Annotated in this window: 17 protein-coding genes and 1 pseudogene; 10 read left to right on the plus strand and 8 right to left on the minus strand. The window is 67.9% G+C overall.

What is annotated here, in order from left to right; all coding sequences use genetic code 11:
• Window positions 1-24: 24 nt before the first annotated feature.
• Window positions 25-3,699, plus strand: a complete 3,675-nt coding sequence (locus tag ACZ7KI_RS16085; RefSeq protein WP_470273890.1) for a BREX system ATP-binding domain-containing protein — start codon at window positions 25-27, stop codon at window positions 3,697-3,699.
• Between the two features lie 636 nt (window positions 3,700-4,335).
• Here ACZ7KI_RS16085 and ACZ7KI_RS16090 read toward each other — a convergent pair.
• Window positions 4,336-4,629 (minus strand): annotated as a pseudogene (locus tag ACZ7KI_RS16090) (histidine kinase dimerization/phospho-acceptor domain-containing protein); the annotation flags it as partial.
• 50 nt (window positions 4,630-4,679) lie between these two features.
• Entirely contained in the window at window positions 4,680-6,095 is a 1,416-nt protein-coding gene (locus ACZ7KI_RS16095) for an alpha/beta fold hydrolase (protein WP_470273891.1), read from the minus strand.
• A 262-nt stretch (window positions 6,096-6,357) separates the two neighbouring features.
• On the opposite strand from ACZ7KI_RS16095, the gene ACZ7KI_RS16100 reads away from it, so the two are divergent.
• The 8 genes from ACZ7KI_RS16100 to ACZ7KI_RS16135 all read left to right on the plus strand — a co-directional run bounded on the left by ACZ7KI_RS16100 (window position 6,358) and on the right by ACZ7KI_RS16135 (window position 15,156).
• A complete protein-coding gene (locus ACZ7KI_RS16100) occupies window positions 6,358-6,672 on the plus strand; it encodes a hypothetical protein (RefSeq protein ID WP_470273892.1) in 315 nt (104 codons plus the stop codon).
• A 504-nt stretch (window positions 6,673-7,176) separates the two neighbouring features.
• Window positions 7,177-7,731: an RNA polymerase sigma factor gene (locus ACZ7KI_RS16105; RefSeq protein WP_470273893.1), complete on the plus strand. Its 555-nt coding sequence runs from the start codon at window positions 7,177-7,179 to the stop codon at window positions 7,729-7,731.
• Entirely contained in the window at window positions 7,724-8,917 is a 1,194-nt protein-coding gene (locus tag ACZ7KI_RS16110; RefSeq protein ID WP_470273894.1) for a CU044_5270 family protein, read from the plus strand. The genes ACZ7KI_RS16105 and ACZ7KI_RS16110 overlap by 8 nt, the downstream gene beginning before the upstream one ends.
• Window positions 8,918-9,058: 141 nt before the next feature.
• Entirely contained in the window at window positions 9,059-10,567 is a 1,509-nt protein-coding gene (locus ACZ7KI_RS16115; RefSeq protein WP_470273895.1) for an alpha/beta hydrolase, read from the plus strand.
• A gap of 461 nt (window positions 10,568-11,028) precedes the next feature.
• Window positions 11,029-11,691, plus strand: a complete 663-nt coding sequence (locus ACZ7KI_RS16120; RefSeq protein WP_470273896.1) for a helix-turn-helix transcriptional regulator — start codon at window positions 11,029-11,031, stop codon at window positions 11,689-11,691.
• 11 nt (window positions 11,692-11,702) lie between these two features.
• Window positions 11,703-12,302: a helix-turn-helix transcriptional regulator gene (locus ACZ7KI_RS16125; RefSeq protein WP_470273897.1), complete on the plus strand. Its 600-nt coding sequence runs from the start codon at window positions 11,703-11,705 to the stop codon at window positions 12,300-12,302.
• A gap of 67 nt (window positions 12,303-12,369) precedes the next feature.
• On the plus strand, window positions 12,370-13,326 hold the full coding sequence (locus ACZ7KI_RS16130) for a sensor histidine kinase (protein ID WP_470273898.1): 957 nt from the start codon (window positions 12,370-12,372) through the stop codon (window positions 13,324-13,326).
• Between the two features lie 696 nt (window positions 13,327-14,022).
• Window positions 14,023-15,156 (plus strand): IS701 family transposase, encoded by a 1,134-nt coding sequence (locus ACZ7KI_RS16135; RefSeq protein ID WP_470274078.1) that lies wholly within the window; start codon window positions 14,023-14,025, stop codon window positions 15,154-15,156.
• A 972-nt stretch (window positions 15,157-16,128) separates the two neighbouring features.
• Here the strand turns inward: ACZ7KI_RS16135 and ACZ7KI_RS16140 are convergent.
• The 6 genes from ACZ7KI_RS16140 to ACZ7KI_RS16165 form a co-directional block, all read right to left on the minus strand.
• Entirely contained in the window at window positions 16,129-17,832 is a 1,704-nt protein-coding gene (locus ACZ7KI_RS16140) for a hypothetical protein (RefSeq protein ID WP_470273899.1), read from the minus strand.
• 78 nt (window positions 17,833-17,910) lie between these two features.
• On the minus strand, window positions 17,911-18,585 hold the full coding sequence (locus tag ACZ7KI_RS16145; protein ID WP_470273900.1) for a response regulator: 675 nt from the start codon (window positions 18,583-18,585) through the stop codon (window positions 17,911-17,913).
• Entirely contained in the window at window positions 18,576-19,130 is a 555-nt protein-coding gene (locus ACZ7KI_RS16150) for a hypothetical protein (protein ID WP_470273901.1), read from the minus strand. Before ACZ7KI_RS16150 ends, ACZ7KI_RS16145 begins: the two co-directional genes overlap by 10 nt.
• Before the next feature lie 113 nt (window positions 19,131-19,243).
• Window positions 19,244-19,750, minus strand: a complete 507-nt coding sequence (locus ACZ7KI_RS16155) for a sigma-70 family RNA polymerase sigma factor (RefSeq protein ID WP_470273902.1) — start codon at window positions 19,748-19,750, stop codon at window positions 19,244-19,246.
• Between the two features lie 246 nt (window positions 19,751-19,996).
• Window positions 19,997-21,202 carry a cytochrome P450 family protein gene (locus ACZ7KI_RS16160; RefSeq protein WP_470273903.1) on the minus strand — a complete coding sequence of 402 codons (1,206 nt, stop codon included), beginning with the start codon at window positions 21,200-21,202 and terminating at the stop codon, window positions 19,997-19,999.
• Between the two features lie 35 nt (window positions 21,203-21,237).
• Window positions 21,238-22,074 (minus strand): TauD/TfdA dioxygenase family protein, encoded by an 837-nt coding sequence (locus ACZ7KI_RS16165; protein ID WP_470273904.1) that lies wholly within the window; start codon window positions 22,072-22,074, stop codon window positions 21,238-21,240.
• 126 nt (window positions 22,075-22,200) lie between these two features.
• Between ACZ7KI_RS16165 and ACZ7KI_RS16170 the strand changes: the two genes are divergently transcribed.
• Window positions 22,201-23,223, plus strand: coding sequence for a methyltransferase (locus ACZ7KI_RS16170; RefSeq protein ID WP_470273905.1), 1,023 nt, complete (start codon window positions 22,201-22,203; stop codon window positions 23,221-23,223).
• Window positions 23,224-23,228: the final 5 nt, after the last annotated feature.

Here is a 23,228-nt window from a genome sequence, read left to right on the forward strand (position 1 = left end):
TAGGCTTCCCGTACACCGAGTGCCATGTCATCGGGGGTACGCGCCTTGCCGGACGACACCGTACCGAGCGACACCGGTCTGCGCGTCGAACTGCTCGGCCCGCCTCGCGCGTGGCACGGCACCGAGGAGCTCGACCTCGGACCCGCGCGGCAGCGCGCCGTCTTCGCCGCGCTCGCCCTGCGCGCGAACGCGGTGGTGTCGCGGCGCGAACTCATCGCGGCAGTCTGGGGTGACGCGCCCCCGCAGTCGGCCGAGGGCAGCGTGTACACCTATATCTCCGGGTTGCGCCGCCGCCTCGGTCGCCAGCGGCGACTTCTGGTCTCCGAGGGCCACGGGTACTCGCTGCGGCTGCCGCGCGGCGCGCTCGACGTGGCCGAGTTCGACCGTCTCCGCGCCGTGCCCACGCCGTCCTCCACGGCGGCGGGGGTGGCCGGTCTCGACGCGCCCCTGGCGAGCCCGGCCGAGCGTGAGGTGCTGGCCTCGCTCGACGCCGCGCTCGCCCGATGGCACGGCGAACCGCTGTCGGGGGTGCCGGGACCGCTCGCCGAAGCCGAACGCGATCGGCTGAACCGGGCAAAGCTGGAGACACTCGAACGGCGTGCCGCGGCGGTCCTCGCCACGGGCGGGCATATCGAGCTCGCGGCCGAGCTGACCGTGCTGGTGCGGAAGCACCCTCTGCGGGAGTCGCTGCGCGAGTACCTCATGATCGCGCTGTACCGCAGTGGCAGGCACGCCGAAGCGCTGGAGGCCTTCCGCGACGCGCGACGCGCGCTCGTCGAAGAGCTCGGCGTGGAGCCAGGCGAGGCGCTGCGGCGACGGCACGAGCAGATCCTCGCCGCCGGACCCGGCGATTCCGACGCGCCTGCGGAGAAACCACTGCTGTCCGTGCTTCCCGCTGGAGTAGTGAGCACGCCGCACGATGGCGCGCACGGCTCGTTCGTCGGCCGCGAACGCGAGCGGACCCTGCTGCGGGACGCGGTGTCGGATGTCCTGACCGGGCGCGGGCGCGTCGTGTGGATCGAGGGCGAGGCGGGCATCGGGAAGTCGGAGCTGATGAAGGAGGCACTGGCCGACGCCCAGGCGCAGGGCTGCCAGCTCGGCTGGGCCGCCGCCGACGAGTTGGCGCCGCGCGTGCCGCTGCGGGTCATCCAGGATTGTCTCGGCATCGACCACGACCAGGGCTCCGAGCCGTCCAGCCGCTGGCACGACATCGTGGCGCTCGGCGTCGACCGGCTACTGACCCACGTCGACGAACTGTGCGCACGGGCACCCCTGACACTCGTACTCGACGACATCCAGTGGGCGGACGAGGCCAGCGTCCTCGTGTGGCACCGGCTGTGCGCGGCGGCCCGGCAGCTGCCGCTGCTGCTCGTCGCGGCGGCCCGCCCCGCTTCCGGCCGCGCCGAGTTGGACCAGCTACGGCGCGGCGTGGCGAACCGCGGCGGCGAGGTGCTCGTACTCGCCCCGATCACGAGCGCCGACGCCGAACAGCTCGTCACCGCGCTCGTGGGCGCGCGAGCAGGCGACTCGCTACGGGAGCTCGCCGTGCGGGCGGCGGGAAACCCCCTGTACCTCATCGAAATCGTCGACGCGCTCGTGCGCTCCGGAGCGGTCCGGACCAGCATGGGAGTCGCCGACATCGCCGCCGAGGACACCGCCGACGCGCCCAGCTCGCTCATCTCCGCCATCGCGCGGCGTCTCGACGGGCTGGTGGCGGGGGCACGGGACGTGGTGCGCCACGCCGCGGTGCTCGGCACGGAGTTCTCCGTCGCCGACATCGCCGCCATCACCGGCAAGCGCATGCCCGCGCTGGTGAGCGCGTTCGAGGACGCGGTCACCGCCAAGGTCGTCGTCGACGCGGGCTCCCGGTTCGCGTTCCGGCATCCCTTGCTGCGCCAGGCCGTCTACGAGGGCATCCCCGGACCGGAGCGGACCGGGCTGCACCGCGTGACCGCGGAGGCGATCGCCTCCGCGGGTGCGCCGCCGTGGCGGGTCGCCGAACAGCTCGTCGCCGCGCCAGTACCCATCGACGGGTGGGTGCGGCGCTGGCTTGCCGGGCATACGCAGGTGGTGTCCAACCGCGCCCCGCTCATCGCCGCCGACCTGCTGGAGCGCGCGGTCGCGGGCTGCGCACCCGGCGAGGAGCACTACGACGTGCTCCTGTGGGCGCTGGTCAAGATCCAGTTCCGCTTGGACCGCATGCCTGAGGAGCTGGCCAAGCAGGCACTCGAGACAATCGGCGACGGCTATCGCCGGTCCGAGATGCGCCAGTTGCTCGCCGCCATGCAGTACCGGCTCGGCCGGAACGATCAGGGGATCGCGACGATCGCCACCGCCGACGACGACCCCGACGTCCCCGAGATCTGGCGGGTCCGTCACAAGCATCTGCTCGCGAACTTCCGCCGGGGGGACCTGTCCGACCTCGACACCGCGGAGGCGGCGGCGCGGCGGGCGCGCGAGCTCGCCGACGGAGAGCCGTATTCGGTGGCGCACGCCCTGCAAACCCGGTGGCTGCTGGACTCCATCCGGCGGCGGCACGACTCGGCGCTGGAGCACATCGACGAGGCGATCGCCGTCATCGGTGACCACGCCGCGTTCGCGGACCTGCGCGTCGACCTGCTCGACAACCGGATGTTCACGCTGCAAAACCTCGACCGGCTCCGCGACGCGGAGAAGACCCTGCACGAGGCACACGACGTCGCGGCGCGGTTCTCCCTACCCGGCGGACTCCAGGTGCCGACCGCCGTGCACCACTACTGGGACGGCGGCTGGGACGAGTCGCTCGCCGAACTGGACACGGTGACCGAGGACGGTCCCGCCATCACGTTCTTCGGCCTGCGCGAGATCGGGCCGGGGACGCTGCTGATGCACGGCGTCGCGGCGCTGATCGCGGGGCGCAGGAACGACCGCGGCGAGGCGGCGGGCCACCTCGACGCCGCGGAGGCGCACGCGCCCGTGACGGGAGCGGAACGGGAGAGCGTCGACTTCCTGCTCGCCGCTCAGGCGCTCGCCGCCGAGCAGCGCGGCGAACCCGAGCAGGCGCTGGAGCTGTTCGCGCCCATCCTCAACCCCACCTACGCCGCGATGATGCTGCGACACCAGTGGCTGCCGGGGTTCACCCGCCTCGCACTCGATGTGGGAGACCAGGACAGGGCCGGCCAGGCACTCGCCGTGTGCAAAGAGGAGGCGGCCAAGGAGACCGTACCCGCGAGGGCCTACGCCGCACTGCTGCGCTGCCAGGCGCTGCTGACCGGTGAGCCCGGCCCCGCGATCGAGGCCGCGGGGCACTACGCCGACGTCGGCCGCGTCGTCGAACGCGCCGAGGCGCTCGAGGACGCCGCGGTACTGCTCGCCCGCGCGGGCCGCGCCGGCGAGGCCGAGGCGGCGCTGGGCGAGGCGATCGGTATCTTCACCGAGCTGGTCGCACACTGGGACATCCACCGCGCCACCGAGCGGCTCCGGCCGCTCGGTGTGACGGCCGCCCAGGTCGCCTCCCGCCCTGGCGCGGGCTGGGACTCGCTGTCCGCCGTGGAGCGGCGGGTCACGATGCTCGTCGCGCAGGGACGGTCCAACCCGGACATCGCGGCCGAGCTGTCCCTGCCACGGCGCACCGTGCAGGCCCATGTCACCCGCGTGCTCGGCAAGCTCGACGCATATGCCCGCACCGACCTCGCCGAGGTCCTGCGCGGACAGGCCTAGACGAGTAATTCCGAAATCGATACCACGACGGCACTGAGGTTCAAAGGGTGTGGGGGCAGTGATGCTGTTGGTTTATTCGTGTTGAGCGCAGGATCCCCTGGTCGTCGCGTGCTCTGAGGGAGGACCTGCGTGATCGGATGGCGATCTCGTGTGCTTGAAGGGACGACACGCGTGATCAGACGGAGGACACCTGTGTCCAGACAGACGACACGCGGCGGAACCCGGCTGCACGCGTGCCGTCCGTCCAGACACGCGTGTCCTCCGTCTGATCACGCGTGTCCTCCGTCTGATCACGCGAAACCGCCCGAACCCGAATAAACCAACAGCATCACTCAACGTCTCCGATGCCACAGTGGAGACACCGGACCCGCGACAGAGCCGCACCGACACGTCAAGAGCAGCACTGAACAGCAGCTCCCCGACTTTGCCGGGGCCCTGACCTTGAGGTAGGGAAGAGGCCTTCACGGGCAGCGAGCCGATCACGCCACGTTTGACTTACCTCTCAAAATAAGCCGCCGTGCGAGTTGGCCCCGCAACGGGCTCTCCACGTGCTGTTTCCCGCTGGTCAGCTCACCTGAGTTGCCAGCGTCGGGGTCCAATGGGTCCGGATAGCGTGACTGCGACAGCGATAACGGGTCACCGAAACACTGGCAGCGCCAGTGAACACAACCCCGTTGCAGGCGAATCTCCAACCCCCGATCCCAAAACCGGCGCCGAAGGTCCTTCCAGCTGATGCGATTGTGCTTGCCGCGGATCCAGGTCGCGATTCACCACCAGATCTGCGAATCGAGCTGCCTGAACAACCTGCAGCATGGTGCGCATGGTCGTCAGCGGGGTGCGCAACTCGTGCGACGCGTTGGCGGCGAAGCGTTGCTGCGCTTGGAAACTCGTGCGCAGGCGGTCGAGCATGGTGTCGATCGTGTCGGCGAGGACGCGCGGAAATGGCTCGACATAGCTCGCATCTTCCCCTGACGGGCTAGCTAGGACGCCGGGGGGATCGGAACACCTGGGCAGATGGCGTCGGAGGTCTTGCCCGTGTCGAAGAACTCGACTGCTTTCGAGGCGCACGGCAGGATTGACAGTGAGCCGTGCATGTCGTCCTCGACGGTGAGGAGCGAGCCGCCGATGCGGGCACGCATGTCGTGGGCCCACGACAGCGGCGTGACCGACTCGTAGGCGTGACCCACGAGCTGCAGTGGGCTCTTACCCGGCTTGAATTGCCACGTGGTGGCGGGGAACGGCCAGCCGGCGCAGTGGCCGTCGTAGGAGCCGTGGCTTCCCGCGACCGGGAGTTCGGCGGACAACGCGAGGTGGTTGCGCCAGCGCGTTTCGAAGTCGCGGGTGCCGCTCGATTCGTTGCAGATCAACGCATTCTGCTGGTCCACGTTGAACGTCGGGTTCGGATCGTGCCAGTCGAAGCCGGTGCGGGCGGGCCCAGCCGCACTGGGCACGTTGCCGCCGGAGCGGAGTTTCACCAGTTGCTGGGCCGAGTTCGGCCATTTGCGGCGGGCTCCGAGGAGCAGGCTGTCGACCGTGTTCCGGTCGGGGGCCTGCGCCCGCAGGTCCAGCAGGGCCTTGATGACCGCCTCCTTCGTGGCGCCGAAGTGGTAGACGCGGTCGTTGGCTGCCAGCCAGCCGGCGAAGTCATGGAACGAGTTCTCCTGCGCCGTCATCTGGTCGTGGTCGACCGCGGTGAGGTCGAAGGTGGACGGCACGACGGAGTCGAGCAGCATCGCGGCGACGCGGTCGTCGAATAGCGTGCGGTATTGGGCGCCCAGCGCGGAGCCCCAGGAAACCCCGTAGTAGCCGATCTTGTCCTCGCCGAGCGCCTGCCGGATCCGGTCCATGTCGCGGGCGACGTTCGCGGTGGTCAGATTCGCCATGAACTCCGGGTCCCGCGCCACGCAATCCTGGTAGTGCCGGGCGTCGCGTTCGGACTCGAAGCGGGCTTTTTCCTTGTCGGACAAGGAAGGATCCGGCGGCGTGCTGTCCTGCGGGCAGGACAGCCCGGCGCTGTAGCCGACTCCGCGCGGGGCGAAGCCGATGATGTCGTGGTGCGCGCCGAGACCCGCGGCCTTCGTGGCCAGCAGTTCCCGCGGCATGCTCATGCCGTACACGCCGGGGCCGCCCGGGTTGACCAGGATGACCCCGTCCCGGCTGCCGGTGGCCTTGATCCGGCTCACCGCCAGCTCGAATGTGCGCCCGTCCGGTTTCGCGTAGTCGACCGGCACCGTGATCATGGCGCATTCGGTGCGCTGGTCCTCCGCGGGCCAACCGTCCGCGATGGTTCGGCATGGCTGCCAAGACAGGCCGTCCGCAGCCGTTGCTGTTCCCGGCAATAGCGGTACGAGCAGCAGGCCGACAAGTACCGGCCCGGCGAGTTTCTTGATCGACATGCGGCTCATGGTGGCAGACCGCCGAGTCCGGGCCAACCGGTCGATCGGCCACCTCAGGGCGACGATCGGCCACTCGCCGCGGCAACTCACCGAACTCGTCGACGTGGCCAGGATCGACGGCTGCTCCTCCCGCGCATGTTCCGGCAGATCGTCACCGCGATCGAAAGAGGAGCATTCCATCGCTGACGACTCTTGCCTTGACGGCCGAGATTGTCGACCGATCGGACCTGGATCGCCCTGCTCCACGGCTCAGCTTGTTAGCGTGCGCGCGCAGCACGAATTTCGCGCACGCTCAAGAATCGAGGAACCCGAAATGCTTCGCAAACTTGTGACCAGCTTCGGTATTGCCATCGCGCTGTCCGGAGCAGTAGCTCTGGCACCCGGGCTGACCGCATCGGCCGACACCGGCACACACGAAGTGTCCACCCAGGCAACTTGGGTCTACATCAAGTGGTACCAGGGAACCAACAGGTACGTCAGGCTCGTCTGCGAATCGGAAGGCCGGCAAAGCTACCCCGGCAAACCCGTCGATTGCCGGGTCGCGGGCAATACGACCCAACTGTGGGTCAAGTTCTGAAACGACCAGGGCGTGTCTGGTGAATCTTGGTTTGGGTCTTTGAGCCAGATGCGGATCGAGGCGACATCGACGGTGGCCTGGAACATGTACTCGCGTTTGTCGTAGCGGGTGGCGACCGCGCGGAACTCTTGAGCTTGTTGTCGCAGCGCTCCACGACATTGCGCTGCTTGTCCCGTTCACGATCGAAGGCGGGTGGACACCCACCCGCCTTCCCGCGCGCCTGCCGATGACGGATCTGGTCAGCAGGTTCCGGAATGGTCGCGCGGATCCCACGCCGCTCAACGCGAGCGAATCATGCCGCTTCCCAGCCAGGACCACCCAGAGATGCGACCCCAGCAAACAGTGCGGCCGTCCACCAGACACCGGCAGCGGTGGCTGATATATCGACCGAGGTACTGCCGGCCAGTGACGTTCGACACTGACGCCTACGTGTCGACCTTCACGGCGGAACGCTGAAGACGGTTGCGGGCAAGTAGCGCCGTGCAAACCGATACTGCGCCGGAGGTGAGCAGCCTGCTCGGCGAGGATGCTCTGATAGAGCTGTATGACTCCCATGCCCGCGACCTGCATCGGTATCTGGCCCGCAGGGCGGGTCCACAGACGGCCGACGACTTGGTCGGTGAGGCGTTTCTGGTCCTGTGGGAACAGAGGGCGTCCTTCGATCCGGAGCGGGCGGTTGCCAAGGCCTGGCTGTATGGCATCGCCACGAACCTGCTGCGCAGGCACGCCCGGAACGAGGTCCGCCGGTTAGGGGCCTGGGCACGCGATCACGGGCAACGGTCCTTGACAGAGGACATCGGTGACCGCACCGCGGTCATGGTCGACGCGCAGGTGGTGGCCAAGGAGTTGGCCACCACTGTCGCAGGGCTGCGCGACGAGGAGCGGGATGTCCTGCTCCTCGTCGCGTGGGCCGACCTGCACCCCACCGAAATCGCTGAAGTGCTGGGTATTCCCGCAGCCACGGTGCGTTCCCGGTTGCACAGGGCCAGGGCGAAAGTCCGCGAACGCATGACTGACCCCTGCCAGCGACCCAACCGTGAGGAGAACAACGATGCGTAAGCAGGGCGGGCCCCGGCCCGTAGAGGACGAGGCGATCGACCGGCACGTCATGCCCGAGGTGCCTCCGATGACGGAGGAGTCTTTCCACGTGAACCGGACGCGGTTGTTGGCAGCCATGGGCAGGACAGGCGGCACCGGTTCGACTGGACCGACCATGTGGCGCACCGAGCCTGCCGTCGCGATCGATCCGCCGCGAGCCAAGCACAGGACATGGCTTGTGGCGGCCACCGCGGCAGTGGTCGTCGCCGCCGGCGCGACCGTGGCGATCACCGGAGCCGATCACGGTGACCCCTCGGCCCAGTCGTCCGCGTCCGTGCCGGAGGTGAAGTTCGTGTCGGTGCAGCAGGCTCTGAACATCGCCGCCGACAAGATCCATGTCACCGGCGAGACTCCCATTCCCGCAGGCAAGTTCCGCTATATCGCGACCCGCAGCTGGCTGCTGTGGAACGACAGCAGGATCCCGGTCACCTACTACGGGGAAAGGCTGACCCAGACCTGGCAACCCAACGACTTCGGTGGGCAATGGTTGCTCAGAACCGCGCCGACGGGCAACAAGAAATGGCTCGTCGGTAGCGAGCAAACGCTCAAGACCGGCACCGAGCAGCTCCTCGGAGGTCAAAGTGTTGATCTGAACGCATTCTGGCCGAGCGGTGAGTGGCGCGCCAAGAGCGGAAAGTTTCCCGGCAAGGCCATGGCCATCGTCGCCCGGTACGACGACGAATGGGGTGCACCCACCAAGCAGCAGCTGGCCGAGTTACCGCGTGACCCGCAGAAGCTGTACGACCTCATGGCGGCCGATCTCTCGGTGGTGAACAAACCCAAGCTCGGCGGGGTATTGGGCCTCGCGTCACAGCTGCTCAAGACCGGTACCGTGCCCGCCGATCTCAAGGAGTCGATCTATCGCGCGGTGGCCAAGATCCCCGGCCTCAAGGTGACCGAGCAGGTGGCCAACCTCGACGGCCGCGCGGGCGTCGCCCTGGGCGTGGATCCCGTTGACGGCACCTTCCGCATGGAAATCATCGTCGACCCCGCCACCGGCGAATTCATCGGGGAACGCCAGACTCAGCTCAAACCGGACGGCGCGGATTTCACCAGGGCGGGCCTCAAGCCCGGCACCGTGACCTCCTCCAGCTCTGTTCACACCGCTATCGCCGACCAGATCGGGACCGTCCCACCAGGAAACTGATTTCTGTATGTTTCTCGGCCGAGCTCGCGCGAAAACGGCTCTCATAACCGTAACAAGCCTCGATGGGCGGGGCGGGTCCATCCGCGGGCACGAGGAATTGATGTACCGATAGACCGGGCACCGACAGATGGAGATGATTCAATGAGGCTGTTACGTGGCACAACAGCGCTGGTCTGCGCGCTGACGGTTGTTCTCGCCGGGACCAGTAGCGCGGGCGCCACTGGCGCGGGGTTGTCGAGCGTGGCCCGCCCGGTATCGTCAATCGACTGGCGACCCTGCGGCGAGCACCCGGCCCTGGACTGCGCGACCGTGCACATGCCGATCGACTGGGCGAATCCGGCCGGGCAGACCGTACCGATCGCGGTCGCTCGTGCGAAGGCGGCGAAACCCGAGCAGCGCAAGGGCGTGCTCATGGTCAATCCCGGCGGGCCAGGGGGGTCCGGGGTCGATTACGCGTTCGCCATCGCGGAAAGGCATGAGCTGTCCCAGACGTTGTCGGACAACTTCGACATCATCGGTTTCGACCCGCGCGGCGTTTCCCGCAGTGCACAGCTCAAATGCGACGACGGTGTGCTCAACGAGACGTGGCCATGGCAACCGCAGTCCGAAAAGGACTTCGGTGAGGTGCTCGCGCACAATGACAGGGTCGCCCAGAGTTGTATACAGCACAACGGTGCACTGGCCAACCATGTCGACACCACCAGTGTGGTGCGGGACATGGACGCGCTGCGCGAGTTGCTCGGCGAGAATACGATCAGTTACTACGGCAAGTCCTACGGGACCCAGGTCGGCCAGCAGTACGCCGAATTGTTCGGTCCGCATCTGCGTGCCCTGGTCCTCGACTCCACTATGGACCACAGCGCGGGAGTCGCGGACACCCTCGTGCCGGAGAACCTCGCCTTGGAGCAGTCCTTCACCGATTTCGCGGCCTGGTGTCAGCGCACCACGTCCTGCGTCTTGCACGACCGGGACGTGCTGGTCTTCTGGGACGACCTCTATGCCAAGGCCACCGCGGGCAAACTGGGCTGGATCACGCCCAGCCACCTCCGCGAGGAGGCCTCATGGGCGATGTACACCCCAGTCAGGTGGCCCGGCCTGGCAGAGTTCCTCAAGTCGGCCGCGGAGGGCACCCCGACGACGCTGTCGGCCCAGTCGGCGAATCCGGACGATGACCTGGCCAAAACCACGCAGCCGATCTGGTGCAGTGACTGGCAATGGAGCGAGGCCGACAGCTACGCGGCACTGAGCACTTACCGGGCACAAGCCGAAGCCGTCGCACCACACACCCGGTTGACCCCATTCTATGGTGATATCCTCGCCTGCCTCGGCTGGTCCGGCGCGGTGAACAATCCGCAACGTCCGCTGCGCGTGCCGCACGCCCCGCCGATCCTGATGGCCAACAGCCTGCGTGACGTCGCCACGCCCTACCAGTGGGCGCAGAATGTCGCCAGCCAACTGCCCACCGCCACCCTGCTCACCTACGACGGCACCGGACACGGCACCTACCTGTTGAGTACCTGCGCCCGGGCAGCGATCGATGCCTACCTGCTCACCGTCCGAACACCGGCCCCCGGCACACACTGCCCGGCAGAATGGCCCACCGGTGAGTCAACCGATAGCACGCACTCGAACGCGCCCACTATGCGTTAAAGAGCACAACGCGGGTGCGCCCGGTCCGGTGAACCGGGCGCACCACCGGCAAAACAAGAGTTCCTCAACCAGCGACATTCCCCTTTGTGGGCGGCCCATTCCGGGTTGGCGATCGGGGTGGTCACACAGACGCTGCGTTCCCTGGAGCGCGACACGCAGCAGTTGACGGACATCCACCAGATCGTCAGCGCCGCGCTCCAACGGTCGGCCACCTCGGCAACGACCCGCCCCCGCCGATCGCGTTACGGCGCCCAGTGAACCCGATACGGCTGACCAACCGTGGCAAGGTCATGGAGGCTATGAGCGTTATGGCAACGCCCCGGAGTCCCGGCAACTCGAGCGGGCGGCTCCGGAATCCCCCGGTTGTGCCGGTGCCGCCCACGACAGCCACCCGTCGGCGGGCCCACCAAGGCATCACCGTGGACTCGGGTCGTGTTGGACGTCGTGAGCGAGGGATGAACATGTCGGTGGCTGGGGCCGAGGATCGTGGTGGGCCGGTGCGGGTGGTGGTGTGTGCGTCGGATCCGCTGGTGGCATGCGGGGCGTCGAGCATGCTGGCTGGCGATGGGCGGGTGCGCCTGCTGGACGAGGAGGAGGCCGATCAGGCCGAGGTGATCGTGGTGGTGGAGGAGCGTGTCGACGAAAAGGTCCTGGGATTGGTGCGGCAGCTGCGGGCCGGGTCGGGGGCGGAGTCGCCGCCGCGGTGTGTGCTGGTCACCGACCAGTTGGGGTCGGGGCTGCTGATCTCGGCGATCGAGAGCGGGATGGCCGCGATGTTGCCGCGAGGCAGTGTCGATGGTGAGGACGTGATGCGCACGGTGCTGGCGGTGAACGAGGGCGCGGCGTACCTGCCACCCCGGATCCAGGGCAGGCTACTGGCCCATCTGGACCAGATCTCCCGGAACGTGCTCGAGCCCCATGGGTTCACCCTGTCCGGCCTGTCGGCCAAGGAACGAGACGTGCTCCGGCTCCTGGCCGAGGGATACAACACCGACGAGATCGGCCAGCGACTCGCCTATTCGGCCAGCACCGTCAAAAGCGTGCTCTACGCCGTGATGAAACGACACAGCCTCACCACCCGGGCACACGCCGTGGCCTTCGCCATGCGAACCGGCGCCATCTGAACAGGAGCACCATGACACCGGTCTCGGTCGCGATCGACGCGACGGACGCGTTCACCGAAGCAGGACTCACCAGCAGACTGGAGTCCAGAAGCGACATACACCTCGTCTCGACGGACGAACTGGACGACCAGGGGGTCCTCGTCGTCGCGATCGACCGGTGCTGTCCCGCCGACGGGCGACACCGCCGTAAGCGTGCGGTGAATCCGCGGATACCCAAGATCTTGGTGACCGACTCGGTGAGCGGCACGAACCTTCGTGAGCTGGCCGGGGTCGCGGCGCTGCTGACCCGGGCCGAGGTGAGCACGGCCCGGCTGGTCTCGGCGATCCTGGCTGCGGCAGACGGCGCAGCCGGTCGGCCGGAGTTCAGCATTCCGGCCGACCGGGTGTGCCCGAAACCGGCAAGCCCCCGGAGCGCGGCCCAGGAGTTCACCCCCAGAGAGATCCGCGTGTTGCAGCTGATGGCCGACGGCCTGCTCACCGCCGACATCGCCACCACGCTCAGCTACTCCGAACGCACGGTCAAGAACGTCATTCACCAGCTGACCACCCGAGCGAACTTCCGCAGCCGTCAGCACGCGGTCGCACACGCACTCCGGGCCGGACTGATCTAGCCGGCACCGGCGGGCAGTGCCGCGCCCCAGCTGGAGGAACCGGCAGCGGTCGGGTTAACGTCCCGGCGTGCGCACTCGAGAGCAGCTCGTCGCCGAGGCGATCACCGGTCTCCTCGCTCGAGACGGACAGGAACCGGACCCCTTCGAGCTGGTCCGGGTGATCGGTGAAACAGCGGGTGCGACGGGGTGCGCGCTGGTCATGGGGGAACGTCGCTTCCAGTGGGGTGGAGGTGACGGTCCTTGGCTGGAACACGAGGTTTCCTACGACGGACAGCTACGCGGCGTTCTCGCGCTGACACCGCCGTCAGCGGGCCCGCTGACGGCGGTGTCGGCCATGTTGGGAGCCCTGGTGGCGGCGTTGCACCTGCGGGAGGAGACCGACCGGCTACGTCGAGAGGGGGACGCGGCGGCCCGTGAACTCGTGGACGAGCGCTGGCGCGCGGCGGCTGAGATGGAGCAGGAACGGCGGAGCCTGGAGCGCGATCTGCACGACGGTGCGCAACACCATCTGGTGGCGCTTCGCATGTCGCTGGCGGTGGCGGAGCACGCGATCGGCGAGGGGCAGGGCCGGGCACGGATCGGGGAGCTGGTGGCGCAGCTGGAGAACGCGGAACGGGTGCTGATGGAGACCGCCGCCGGAATCCTGCCCGGCGCACTGGTGACCGACGGGCTGGTAGTGGCGTTGCGCACCCAGTTGGCGCGGTACGACAATGTCACGCTCGACTGCGCGAGCTCGATCCGCCGTTACCCGGCACCTGTCGAGTCCGCGGTGTACTTCGTCGTACTGGAAGCGGTGAACAACGCTCGCAAGCACGCGCCCGGCGCCAGGGTGATGGTGGCGGTGCGGGACAGCTACCAGGGCCTGGAGTTCACGGTCGCCGATAACGGCCCCGGCTTCGTGGTGACGACCCCGAAGGCAGGCCTGCCGAGCCTGACCGCTCGGGCGGCGTCGGTCGGCGGAACGGTCGAGGTCCGCTCGACCCCGGGCGCGGGAACGACGGTCGACGGAATCGTGCCGCTCTAATGTCCTGGACTGGAAATTCGCGCCTTAAGTTCTTGGACAGGTCAGGGGCGTCCCTCCCGAGTGGTCGTCAAGTCCGTGAAGGACTCCTTCCTTACTGTGAGGGCAGGGGCCCGGCAAAGTCGCGTAATCGCTGGTCAGGTGGGTTGAAGGTGGTGATTCCGGCACTCGTCGATCGGGGTCGTGAGTGTTTTGTGTCGTTCTAACGACACAAAACACACACGACCCCCACGCGAAGTGCGCACATCGGGTATCGCGTCCGGCAGTGGTGTCCCTTGTGGACGCTCAGGGTGCGGCCGGCCAGCCCACGCACGACCTTCGGATCGCCAAGAGCGATACGGACCAGCAGTTATGCGACTTTGCCGGGGCCCTACCTTGAGGGCAGGGTCCCGGCAAAGTCGCGATCTTGCAGGTCAGGCGACTATTCCTGCACTGTCACGGGCCGCGCACCAGTGGCGGAGCTTGATCAACGGAAGATCAGGGACACTCAAGGTCCCCGATCTTCCGTTGATCAAGGTCGAGCCGGGGTAGGGCAGGCCTGATTCTGGATGCCAGTCGGGCTTCAGTGTCCACAAGGGACACCGCCAGCCGATCGACTGTCCGAGTGATGCCGCTAAATACGTTTCCGCGCGGGGTCGTGAGTGTTAACGAGGGTTAGTACTGCAACGGCACTTGGGTGGTGTGTGGTAGATCATCGTGGTGGTGGTCGATGTGGTGATGGATCAGCTGGGTCGGGTGCATGATCGGATCGCGGGTCGGTTCACGCGGTCGGAGCCGCGGGCGAGGGCGCGGGAGTATGTGTCGGGCCTGGTCGCGGGCTTGGAGCGGAAGAACGGCTGGACGCTGGCCGAGCAAGCCGGCGAAATGTCCCCGGACGGCATGCAACGGCTCTTGCGCTGGGCGGACTGGGACATCGACGGAGTCCGCGACGACGTGCGCGATTACGTGATCGAGCATCTCGGCGAGCCGGATGGTGTGCTGATCGTGGACGACACCGGGTTCCTGAAGAAAGGTGTCCGGTCGGCGGGGGTGCAGCGGCAGTACTCCGGGACGGCGGGCCGGATCGAGAACTGTCAGATCGGCACGTTCCTGGCGTATGCCTCCGATCGTGGGCATGCGTTGATCGACCGGGCGCTGTATCTGCCCGAGCCGTGGATCGCCGACCGGGACCGCGCCCGGCGGGCCGGAATCCCGGACGGAACCGAGTTCGAGACGAAACCGCGGCAGGCGATGGGGATGCTGACACGGGCGTTCGAAGCGAAGGTGCCGTTCGCGTGGATCACCGCTGACGAGGCCTACGGGCAGGTCAAGTACCTGCGGGCGTGGCTGGAAGAACACGACGCCGCGCATGTGCTGGCCACCAAGGTCAACGACCTGCTGAGCACCACCGACGGCGCCGAGGCCCGGGCGGACGAGCTGATCGCGGACCTGCCCGCCCGGTCGTGGCGACGTTTGTCGGTCGGGGCCGGCGCGCACGGCCCACGCGAGTACGACTGGGCGCGGATCCCGATCCGGGTCGGCTGGCGGGCAGGTCGCGGGCACTGGCTGCTCGCGCGGCGCTCGATCAGCGACCCGACCGAGATCGCCTACTACGTCTGCTACGGGCCCCGCCGCTCGGGCCTGCTGGACCTGGCCTGGATCGCCGGCACCCGGTGGCGGATCGAGGAATGCTTCCAGCAAGCCAAAAACGAGGCCGGGCTGGATCACTACCAGGTCCGGACCTGGCGCGCGTGGTATGCCCACATCACACTCTCGATGCTCGCCCACGCCTGGCTCGCCGTCTCCCGATCCCTTGCCATAAAAGGGGAATCGGTGTCGGCGAACCAGGCATGATCGGATTCACGCTACCGGAGATCCGACGCCTGCTCGCCAAACTCATCCTGCGTGTCACCGACACCGCCGAACACATCTGGCACTGGTCACACTTCCGCCGCCGACGACAACACCAAGCCCGCCTCAGCCACTACAAACGACGCGGCTACCCACTCACCAAACTGCCGTTGCAGTATTAGAACGACCCAAATCACTCACGACCCGCTCACGAAACCCCGCAACTCGCCCAAATCGGGCACATTGGTCCCGAGAAGTGTCCCTCATGGACAGTCGGGAGCCAGGTGAGGCCCCTTTTGCGTGAACCCGCTCCCGCCGGGTACGCCACGACACGTTCGCCTTGACCCGCGCTAGCAATGGAGCCGAACAGCAGTTATGCGACTTTGCCGGGACCCTGACCTTGAGGGCAGGGCCCCGGCAAAGTCGGGATCGTGCAGGTCGGGGACCTCTTCGTCATGGCGCAGGCCGACGTCTATGAAGGAATTAGGACGTTGAATGTCCCAATTCCTTCATAGACACAGGGTCGCACCCGGTTGCGAAGCTTGATCAACAGAACTTCAGGGGCATGCCCCTGAACCTGATGTACCTCGAGTGTGGAGGATTTGGGACGTTCACCGTCCCAAACCCTCCACACTCGCACCCCACAGGCATCAGCGATGCCACATCCGGACCACCAAGAACAGCGCCGACCAGCAACTCTGCGACTTTGCCGGGACCCTACCTTGAGGGTAGGGAAGGAGGCCTTCACAGCGTTACAAAACCGGACGCTCGCGGAACAAGCGGACATGTGGCCAAGTTCTGAGTCCTTTATGGACACTTAGGCCACGTAGGCGACTTCGGTGAGCCAGCCTCAGCCTGGTCTCCAGTCGCACGCACCACAGCAGCACCGGCCGTTCTCTGTGGAAGCGCGAAACTTCCAACTCAGGACACTAAGTGGTCACGTTGAGCGTCCCCAATGCCACTGGGGACACCGGCTCACGTGATCAGGCGTTCGGCCGTCCGGATCAGGAGTTCACAGGCCGCCCGGTCGCGGGCACCGACCGCCGGGTGTTCCGCGTGTGCTCGCCAGCGGCCGACCGCGGCTCTGGCCGCCTCCGCGACTGTCGCGTCCGTGGCGTCGGCGGGCATACCCAGCCTGCTCCGGGCGCCGACGCCGTCCGCGCCCAGCAGGCGGGCGGCCTCGGCCGCCGCCCAGCGGAGCAGCCCACCACCCTGAACGGCGTCGAGCAGATCCAGCTCGGCGAACTCGTGCGTGTCGACGGCCATCCGGTCCACCGCCCACCGCAGCCGGTGGCCGGCAGGCAGGCTCCCCACCAGCTCGGAGATCGCCACCACCGCCCGTCTCGCCGCGATCACCGGACCGCGGGCGGAGAGCACCGCGGCCATCGACGTGACCGTCGACGGCCCCACCTCCGCCAGCACCACCCGGTTCTTCGCGTTCCGCAGCACCGCGCGGAACTCCGGTGTCGGCGCGACGGCGCACAGCACGCCGTCGACGCCACCCCCGAGCCGGTCATCGGCTACGAGCTCCTCCGCGAGCGCACGGTCTGGTTGCGCGTCGACGACCAGCACGGCGGCACCGGCTACCTCTCCCACGTCAGGGACCTGCCCGACCACGGCGAGCCTGGGCGCCAAGGTCAACCGCTCGGCCACCGCGTCCCACGCCGCGCGGGCCGCTGTGCCCTCGGTGGCCTCCTGCCCCAGCCGGACCAGCTCGCGCACCTGCCGGTAGGTCGCACAGCGTTCCAGTTCCACCGGGTCGGCCTGCAACGACATCAGCGGCTCGCTGCGCTCCGGCAGCCGCACGGTCACCTGCGCGACACCGTCCACGACCGTGCAGGTCAGCTCACCGCCCAGCACCGCGATGCGTTCGATATCCTGGCCCAGCGCCGCCCGCAGGGTGCTCACGTCCGGTGCGCCGGGCGCGGTGAGGTTGGCCCGCAGCGCCTCGTCTCGGCCGAAGGCCACGGTCACCGGCCGAGCGGAGTCCACACCCGCCAGGAGACTCAGGGTGGCGGCGACGGCGTGATAGAAGCCGGACTCCAGCTGCCATCCGGTTCGCATGCCCAGCTCACCGGTGAAGGACACCGCGCGCGGTAACGTCGCGGCCAGCTCCTCCAACGCGGCTCTCGGGCCCGAATCGGGCAGCATCGCGGGAAACACCCCCCGGACGACCACGCGGAAGTCGTCGATCAGCTCGTTGAGCGCGTCCTCGGCCTTCGCCAGCCCGCCACCCGTCTCGGCGGCCACCTGGAGCAACCCCCGCACCTCGCCGAGGTCCCGCAAGGTCGACATGGTGACCGCGCTGGCCAGCCGATGGCGTTCCAGGTCTCGCACCGCGGCCAGCCGGTCGCGGGCGGTGTCGAGCTCCTTGCCCAGCCTGCGCGCCCGCAGATCCGCCACCTCGTGCTCGGTCTGGAGGCGGGCCATTCGCACGGTCATGCTCAGCCAGGCCGCCGTGTCGCGATGCCGGCGACGGGCCTCGTCGTCCCAGCGGTCCGGCGAGATGACATGGACAGATCCGCCGGCGCGTACCTGCGCGACACCGATCGCGCCCGCGACAACGGTGACTCCCGGCGGCCACGACTCGATCACCGCGAAGGTGCGGTCGCCGGGTCCCACATAGGCGACTTGACCGCCGACATACTCGGCGAGGTTGCGGATCAGCGCACCTGCCAATCGCGCCGGGGGATGCTCGGCGGCTACCTGATAAGGCGGTTTGCTCCTCGATGCCCGCCTGCGAAACGCGCGCATCCCTCAGCTACCCGAACCGTCGATCCGCCTAGCCTGCAGGTAGGCCAGTACGGCGAGCACGCGGCGGTGGTGCATGGTCGCGTCGCCGGGCAGGCCGAGCTTGGTGAAGATCGCGGCGACGTTCTTTTCCACGGCCTTGGCCGAGATGAACAGCTCGCCGGCGATGGAGTTGTTCGCGCGGCCCTCCGCCATCAACCGCAGCACCTCACCCTCGCGCTCGGAGAGTGCGGCGAGCGGGCTGCCGTCCTGGCTCGCGCCGCCGCGAACCAGCCGCCGCGCGAGTACCGGCTCGATGACGATCTCGCCGGCCGCGATCCTGTCCAGCGTGTCACCGAGCACCTGCACGCCCGCGACGCGATCCTTGAGCCGATAACCGATCCGCTCGTATCCGATTTCAAGTACCCGCATGAGGTAGTGGGTCTCCGCGTAGTGCGACAGCATCAGGATGCCCGTGTCCGGGTGCAGGGTCCGCACCCGCTCCGCGGTGGTCAGTCCGCCGTCGGGCCCGGGTGGCATGCGGATGTCCAAGATCACGATGTCGACGGGGTCGGTGGCGACCGCGGCGACCAGCGCGTCTCCGTTGTCGAAAAAGCCGGTGACCTCATGGCCCGCGGCCTGCAACAGCAGTACAAGGCCTTCCCGGAACAACGCGCCGTCCTCGCCGACCGCTACGCGCATCGCAGCACCGCTCGGCGCCCGTGCCACTTCGTGCCGCCTGGCGGCTGGTCGATGATCGTCACCCGGACGAGCCGTCGTCCTCGCACACGCACACGCAGGATGCTACCGGGTCGCAGCGTGTGGATGTGGTCGGCGACGAGCAGGCCGGCCCTCGCCCTCGCCTCGGCACCGAGTTCGGACCTCGGCAGGTCGAGCCGCAGCCGCAGCCCTTTCGCCTCGGCGACCGCGTGCAGTCCTGGGCCGAGACCGGAGCTGGCCAGCACCGGCGGGTAGATCGCCGACCCGACCTCTCGCAGCGCCTCCAGGATGTCCGTGATCCGGCGCTGCGCGGCGGCGAGCCGCGGCTCCAGGCCGGTGCCGCTCGCGGCGGCCGAGATCATCCCGAGATCCAGCGCGAGCGTGGAGATCTCGACGACCGCGCCGTCATGCAGAACCTGCTCGAGGCCGTAGCGCAGCACCGCGGTGGCGTGGTCGGGAGGCCGGACCGCCCCGGGCAACGAGCTGCCGTGTCGGCGGTGCAACCAGAGGGCGAGGCGGCGCATCATGCCAGCGTTGTCCTGCGGCTGGTCCTGGACAAGGGGGGTGACCCTCGCCGCGCTTAGGGATATCCCCCGCATGGTGTTCCCCTCCACGAGCCGGCGCCTTTCGACCGAACGGTTCAAGCCGCTTCCAACTGGCCGGGAACGGTTGACCGCAGTGTGCGCAGCGCGGTGTGCAGCCTGCTTTTCACTGTCCCGGCTGGAATCCCCAGCACCTTGGCGGCGGACTTGGCGGTCTGATCGGCGTAGTAGACTTCGACGAGCGTGTCCCGGTGCGTCGGTGGCAGCAGCTCGTCGAGCATGTTGCCGACGATCATGCGCACCTCGACCTCGTCGGTCGACCGCAGAACGGCGGTGGACTCAAGTCCCCCTTCCGGCAGGCTGACCTCGCGGGGCCGGGCGCGACGAGCGCGGTGCTGGTCCATGGCCACGTTGTGCGCGACCCGCATCAGCCAGCCGCGTACCGAGCCGCGGTCCTCGGTGAGGCGGTCGAGCTTGCGCCACGCCCGCACCCAGGTTTCTTGGACGACATCCTCTGCCGCGTGCCGGTCGCCACCGGTGAGGCGGGTGGCGTAGGAGTGCAGAGCGGCGCCGTGCGTGTGCACGATGTCCTCGATGGTGACCATTTGCTGACCTCGCCCGTCTCGCGTTGCCCTTTGTGGACAAAGCTTCTCGCCGCGCGACGGGGAAGTCGCTGGGTCTGTCCCTCTCGGTCGGTGTGCTAGCCCGCGTTCCTCGTAGGGTTAACCCCACTGTGGCCGGCTCTCGTCTCAAGGTGCGGGACACTGGTCGGCCGTGCCCGCGAGGGTCGAGCGGGGAGGGTGTGCCCCCGCGTCCGTGAAGGAATCGGGACAGTCAACGTCCCAATTCCTTCATCGTCGGCCTGCGCCATCCTGCGGCCCGAGTACCACCGGGAACGTCAGTGGCGCGTGGACATGCACACTTCGCCGAAAGGTCAGCTCATCTTCGCCGGTTGCGGCGCGGACGTGCGGAAAACGGGTGAACAACGCCGCCAGCACGACTTCGGCCTGAAGCCGTACGAGCGCCGAACCGAGGCACCGATGGATGCCGTGCCCAAAGGCGAGATGCCCGGTGGTGTCGCGGTCCGGCCGGAGTCGCTCCGGTTCGGGAAAGCGGTCCGGATCCCGGTTCCCGGCGCCGACCGAGAGTGTGACGGAAGCGCCGCGCGGGATCGAGATGCCGCCGATGTCGAGATCTTCGGTGGCGAATCGCAGGGAGGTGTTGATGGCGGGCGAAACCCACCGCAGCAGTTCCTCGATCAAGGGTACGGCGGTCGCGGGCGAAGCCAGCCGTGACCGCGCCGCCGGGTCGGCGAGCAGGGCGCGCACGCTGTTCGTGATGAACACCGCACTGGTCTCGTGGCCGGCGATCAGGAGCGCCATCGCCATCGCCACGATCTCGACGTCGGACATCCGGTCGCCGTCTTCCGAAGCGGCGATGAGCCCGGAGAGCAGGGCGTCGTCGGGTTCGTCCCGGCGGGCCGCGACAAGCTTCTCCAGGTACTCCGCCAGCCGGGTCGAAGCCTCCAGCAGCAGCGGTTCGGGGCATTCGTCCATCAGCACCATCGACCAGTGGGCGAAATCCTCCTGATCGAGTTCGGGTACGCCGAGCAGTTCGCAAATGATCTCCATCGGCAACGGGATCGCGAAGCGCGCCACGAAATCGACCGGCTCGTCCGTGGGCAGCTCGGACAGCAGGGCGTTGGTGAGTGACTCGATTCTCGGGCGCAGCCTGGCCACCCGACGCGTGGTGAACGCATGGTTGACCAGTTTGCGCAGCCGTGTGTGATCGGGCGGGTCGAGCGACGTGAGCATGTGCGAAAGCGGCGCGGGCAGCCCCGGCGGGGCAGCCGCGCGATCTTCGGCGGGCAACGACGCGCGCCAGTCCTTCGCCAGCCGAGGATCGGTCAGTCCGGCGCGGACATCGGCGTAGCGGGTGACCAGCCAGGTCGTTCCGGTCTCGAAAGTCACCTCGCGGACAGGGGCGTGTTCGCGAGCGTGCGCCAGAGCGCTGTGCGGGTCGCGCCAGTACCACTCCGTGAAGTCCTCGTCGCGCATGTGGTTCTCCGTTCCTTTCCGGGAATGCGGCGGTTTCAGTCCTTGACCGCCGTCGCGCTCATCCCGGTGACCCGATGATGCGGCCAGCGCGCGCCGTCCCCCTTGGGCTCGTCGCCGAGCACGGTGACCCGTTGGCCGACCCGGCGTTCGGTGTAGTCGTTCACGGCGTAGTGCTGGGTGGCCCGGTTGTCCCAGACCGCCACAGCGCCCTCGGTCCATCGGTACCGGCACGTTCGCTGTGGACTTTCCGACACGGTGAACAGATGAGCCAGCAGACTTGCGCTCTCCGCAGGGGTCAGCTGAGGGATGCGGCGGGTGAACATCCGGTTGACGTACAGAGATCGCCTGCCGGTCTCCGGGTGCACCCGGACGACCGGATGCTCTGCCTCGCTGCGGTAGGACCCGTTGGGATGTTCGAAGACGTGGAGCGCGGTGAGACCGTCGGCGAGCTCCCGGATCGGCTCGGACAGCGCCTCGTAGGCCAGGTACTGATTGCTCCACATCGTGTCCCCGCCGACTTCGGGCGACCGCACGATCTGCAGGATCGAGGCGATGGGCGGGGACGGCGAATAGGTGACGTCGGTGTGCCAGACGTCGGCCTTGGCACCCAGATCGGAATCGAGCACGACGATTTCGTCGTGTTCGGGCAGCTTCGGCAGGAATTGATGGACCTCCAGGTCGCCGAAACGGCGGCCGAACGCCTTGTGTTCGGCCGGTGCGAGTCCGGCGGCATCAGGAAAGAACAGTACGAGATGCTCCAGCAGCAGCCCTTTTATCCTACCGAAAGAGATATCGTCGACGTCTGCGAGTGTGACGCCCCGGACTTCCGCTCCCAGTGCACCGGTCAGTGGCCGTACCTCGATGGAATCCATTCTCTTCTTCCTTCAGCGCATTATCGATGACCATTCCGCGCGACGGAACGGCGTTTTCCAGCACTTGCAGATTCTGTTCTACAAGTGCATTCTCCAAGGAAATCCCAAATTCCTGAAAGGACCGACGTGACCGCTCAGCACACAGATCACGCGGACGGCACCGCCGCTCTCGCCGCTCTCATCGACCTGGTCACGCCGTTCGCGGTGCGGGCCTCGGTCGCACTGAGGTTGCCCGAACACGTCCGTGACGGGCGCACCACGACGGCGGAACTGGCACAGGCGTCCGGAGCCGACCCGGCGGCGCTCGCCCGGTTGCTCCGGCACCTCGTGGCGGTTGGGGTGTTCAGCGAGTCCTCGCCGGGCGAGCACGTGCTCACGCCGGTATCGCGGGCACTGCTGGATGACCGCAACGCCCTGCTGCGCTCGTGGCTCGACGCGGAGGGCCCGGGGCAGAAAATGGATCTGGCCTACAGCGGGATGCTGCATTCCGTCCGCACCGGGGCGTCGGCTTACGGAGCCGTACACGGCACGGATTTCTGGTCGGACTACCGTGCCGACGAACGGCTGCGGTTGTTCTTCGGCGCCACTATGGCCGGCTTCGCCTGGCAGACCGGTCCGGAGGTCGCCGGCAGCCGGGACTGGAGCACGGTGTCGAGTGTTCTCGACGTCGGCGGCGGCACCGGGGCGTTGCTGGCGGCGATACTGACGGCGCATCCACGACTGACCGGGGCGGTACTGGATCTGCCCGAAGTCCGGCCCGAGGCCGAGGAATTCCTCCACGGCAGCGGACTCGGTGGCCGGGCCGAGTTCGTCGGCGGAAGTTTCTTCGACCCGCTGCCGACCGGCTACGACGTCGTGATCGTGTCGCGGGTGCTCACCGACTGGTCCGATGTGGACGCCCGCCGGATACTGGGCCGCTGTGCGGAAGCGATCGGTGACGACGGACGGGTTCTGGCGGTCGAGGTCCTCGCCGGTGAAGAGCACGCCAAGAACAACTCCTCGTTCGACCTGCAGTCGCTGGCCCTGCTGGGCGGCCGGGAACGGCGGCCGGAGGACTTCGACAAGCTGGCCGCCGGGGCCGGGCTGGTGCGGCGCGAACGTCTGGACGGCGCGAACGGCCTGGTGATTCTGGAGTACGCGCGGAGCTGAGCTGA

The sequence above is a fragment of the Amycolatopsis sp. NPDC039088 genome, from assembly GCF_055598845.1.

What these genes read in the sequence shown, in the direction of transcription:
- ACZ7KI_RS16085 (WP_470273890.1), top strand. Translation starts at nt 25, where the DNA reads ATGTCATCGGGGGTACGCGCCTTGCCGGACGACACCGTACCGAGCGAC.
- ACZ7KI_RS16095 (WP_470273891.1), bottom strand. Translation starts at nt 6,095, where the DNA reads ATGTCGATCAAGAAACTCGCCGGGCCGGTACTTGTCGGCCTGCTGCTC.
- ACZ7KI_RS16110 (WP_470273894.1), top strand. Translation starts at nt 7,724, where the DNA reads ATGCGTAAGCAGGGCGGGCCCCGGCCCGTAGAGGACGAGGCGATCGAC.
- ACZ7KI_RS16115 (WP_470273895.1), top strand. Translation starts at nt 9,059, where the DNA reads ATGAGGCTGTTACGTGGCACAACAGCGCTGGTCTGCGCGCTGACGGTT.
- ACZ7KI_RS16120 (WP_470273896.1), top strand. Translation starts at nt 11,029, where the DNA reads ATGTCGGTGGCTGGGGCCGAGGATCGTGGTGGGCCGGTGCGGGTGGTG.
- ACZ7KI_RS16125 (WP_470273897.1), top strand. Translation starts at nt 11,703, where the DNA reads ATGACACCGGTCTCGGTCGCGATCGACGCGACGGACGCGTTCACCGAA.
- ACZ7KI_RS16145 (WP_470273900.1), bottom strand. Translation starts at nt 18,585, where the DNA reads ATGCGCGTAGCGGTCGGCGAGGACGGCGCGTTGTTCCGGGAAGGCCTT.
- ACZ7KI_RS16150 (WP_470273901.1), bottom strand. Translation starts at nt 19,130, where the DNA reads ATGATGCGCCGCCTCGCCCTCTGGTTGCACCGCCGACACGGCAGCTCG.
- ACZ7KI_RS16155 (WP_470273902.1), bottom strand. Translation starts at nt 19,750, where the DNA reads ATGGTCACCATCGAGGACATCGTGCACACGCACGGCGCCGCTCTGCAC.
- ACZ7KI_RS16160 (WP_470273903.1), bottom strand. Translation starts at nt 21,202, where the DNA reads ATGCGCGACGAGGACTTCACGGAGTGGTACTGGCGCGACCCGCACAGC.
- ACZ7KI_RS16165 (WP_470273904.1), bottom strand. Translation starts at nt 22,074, where the DNA reads ATGGATTCCATCGAGGTACGGCCACTGACCGGTGCACTGGGAGCGGAA.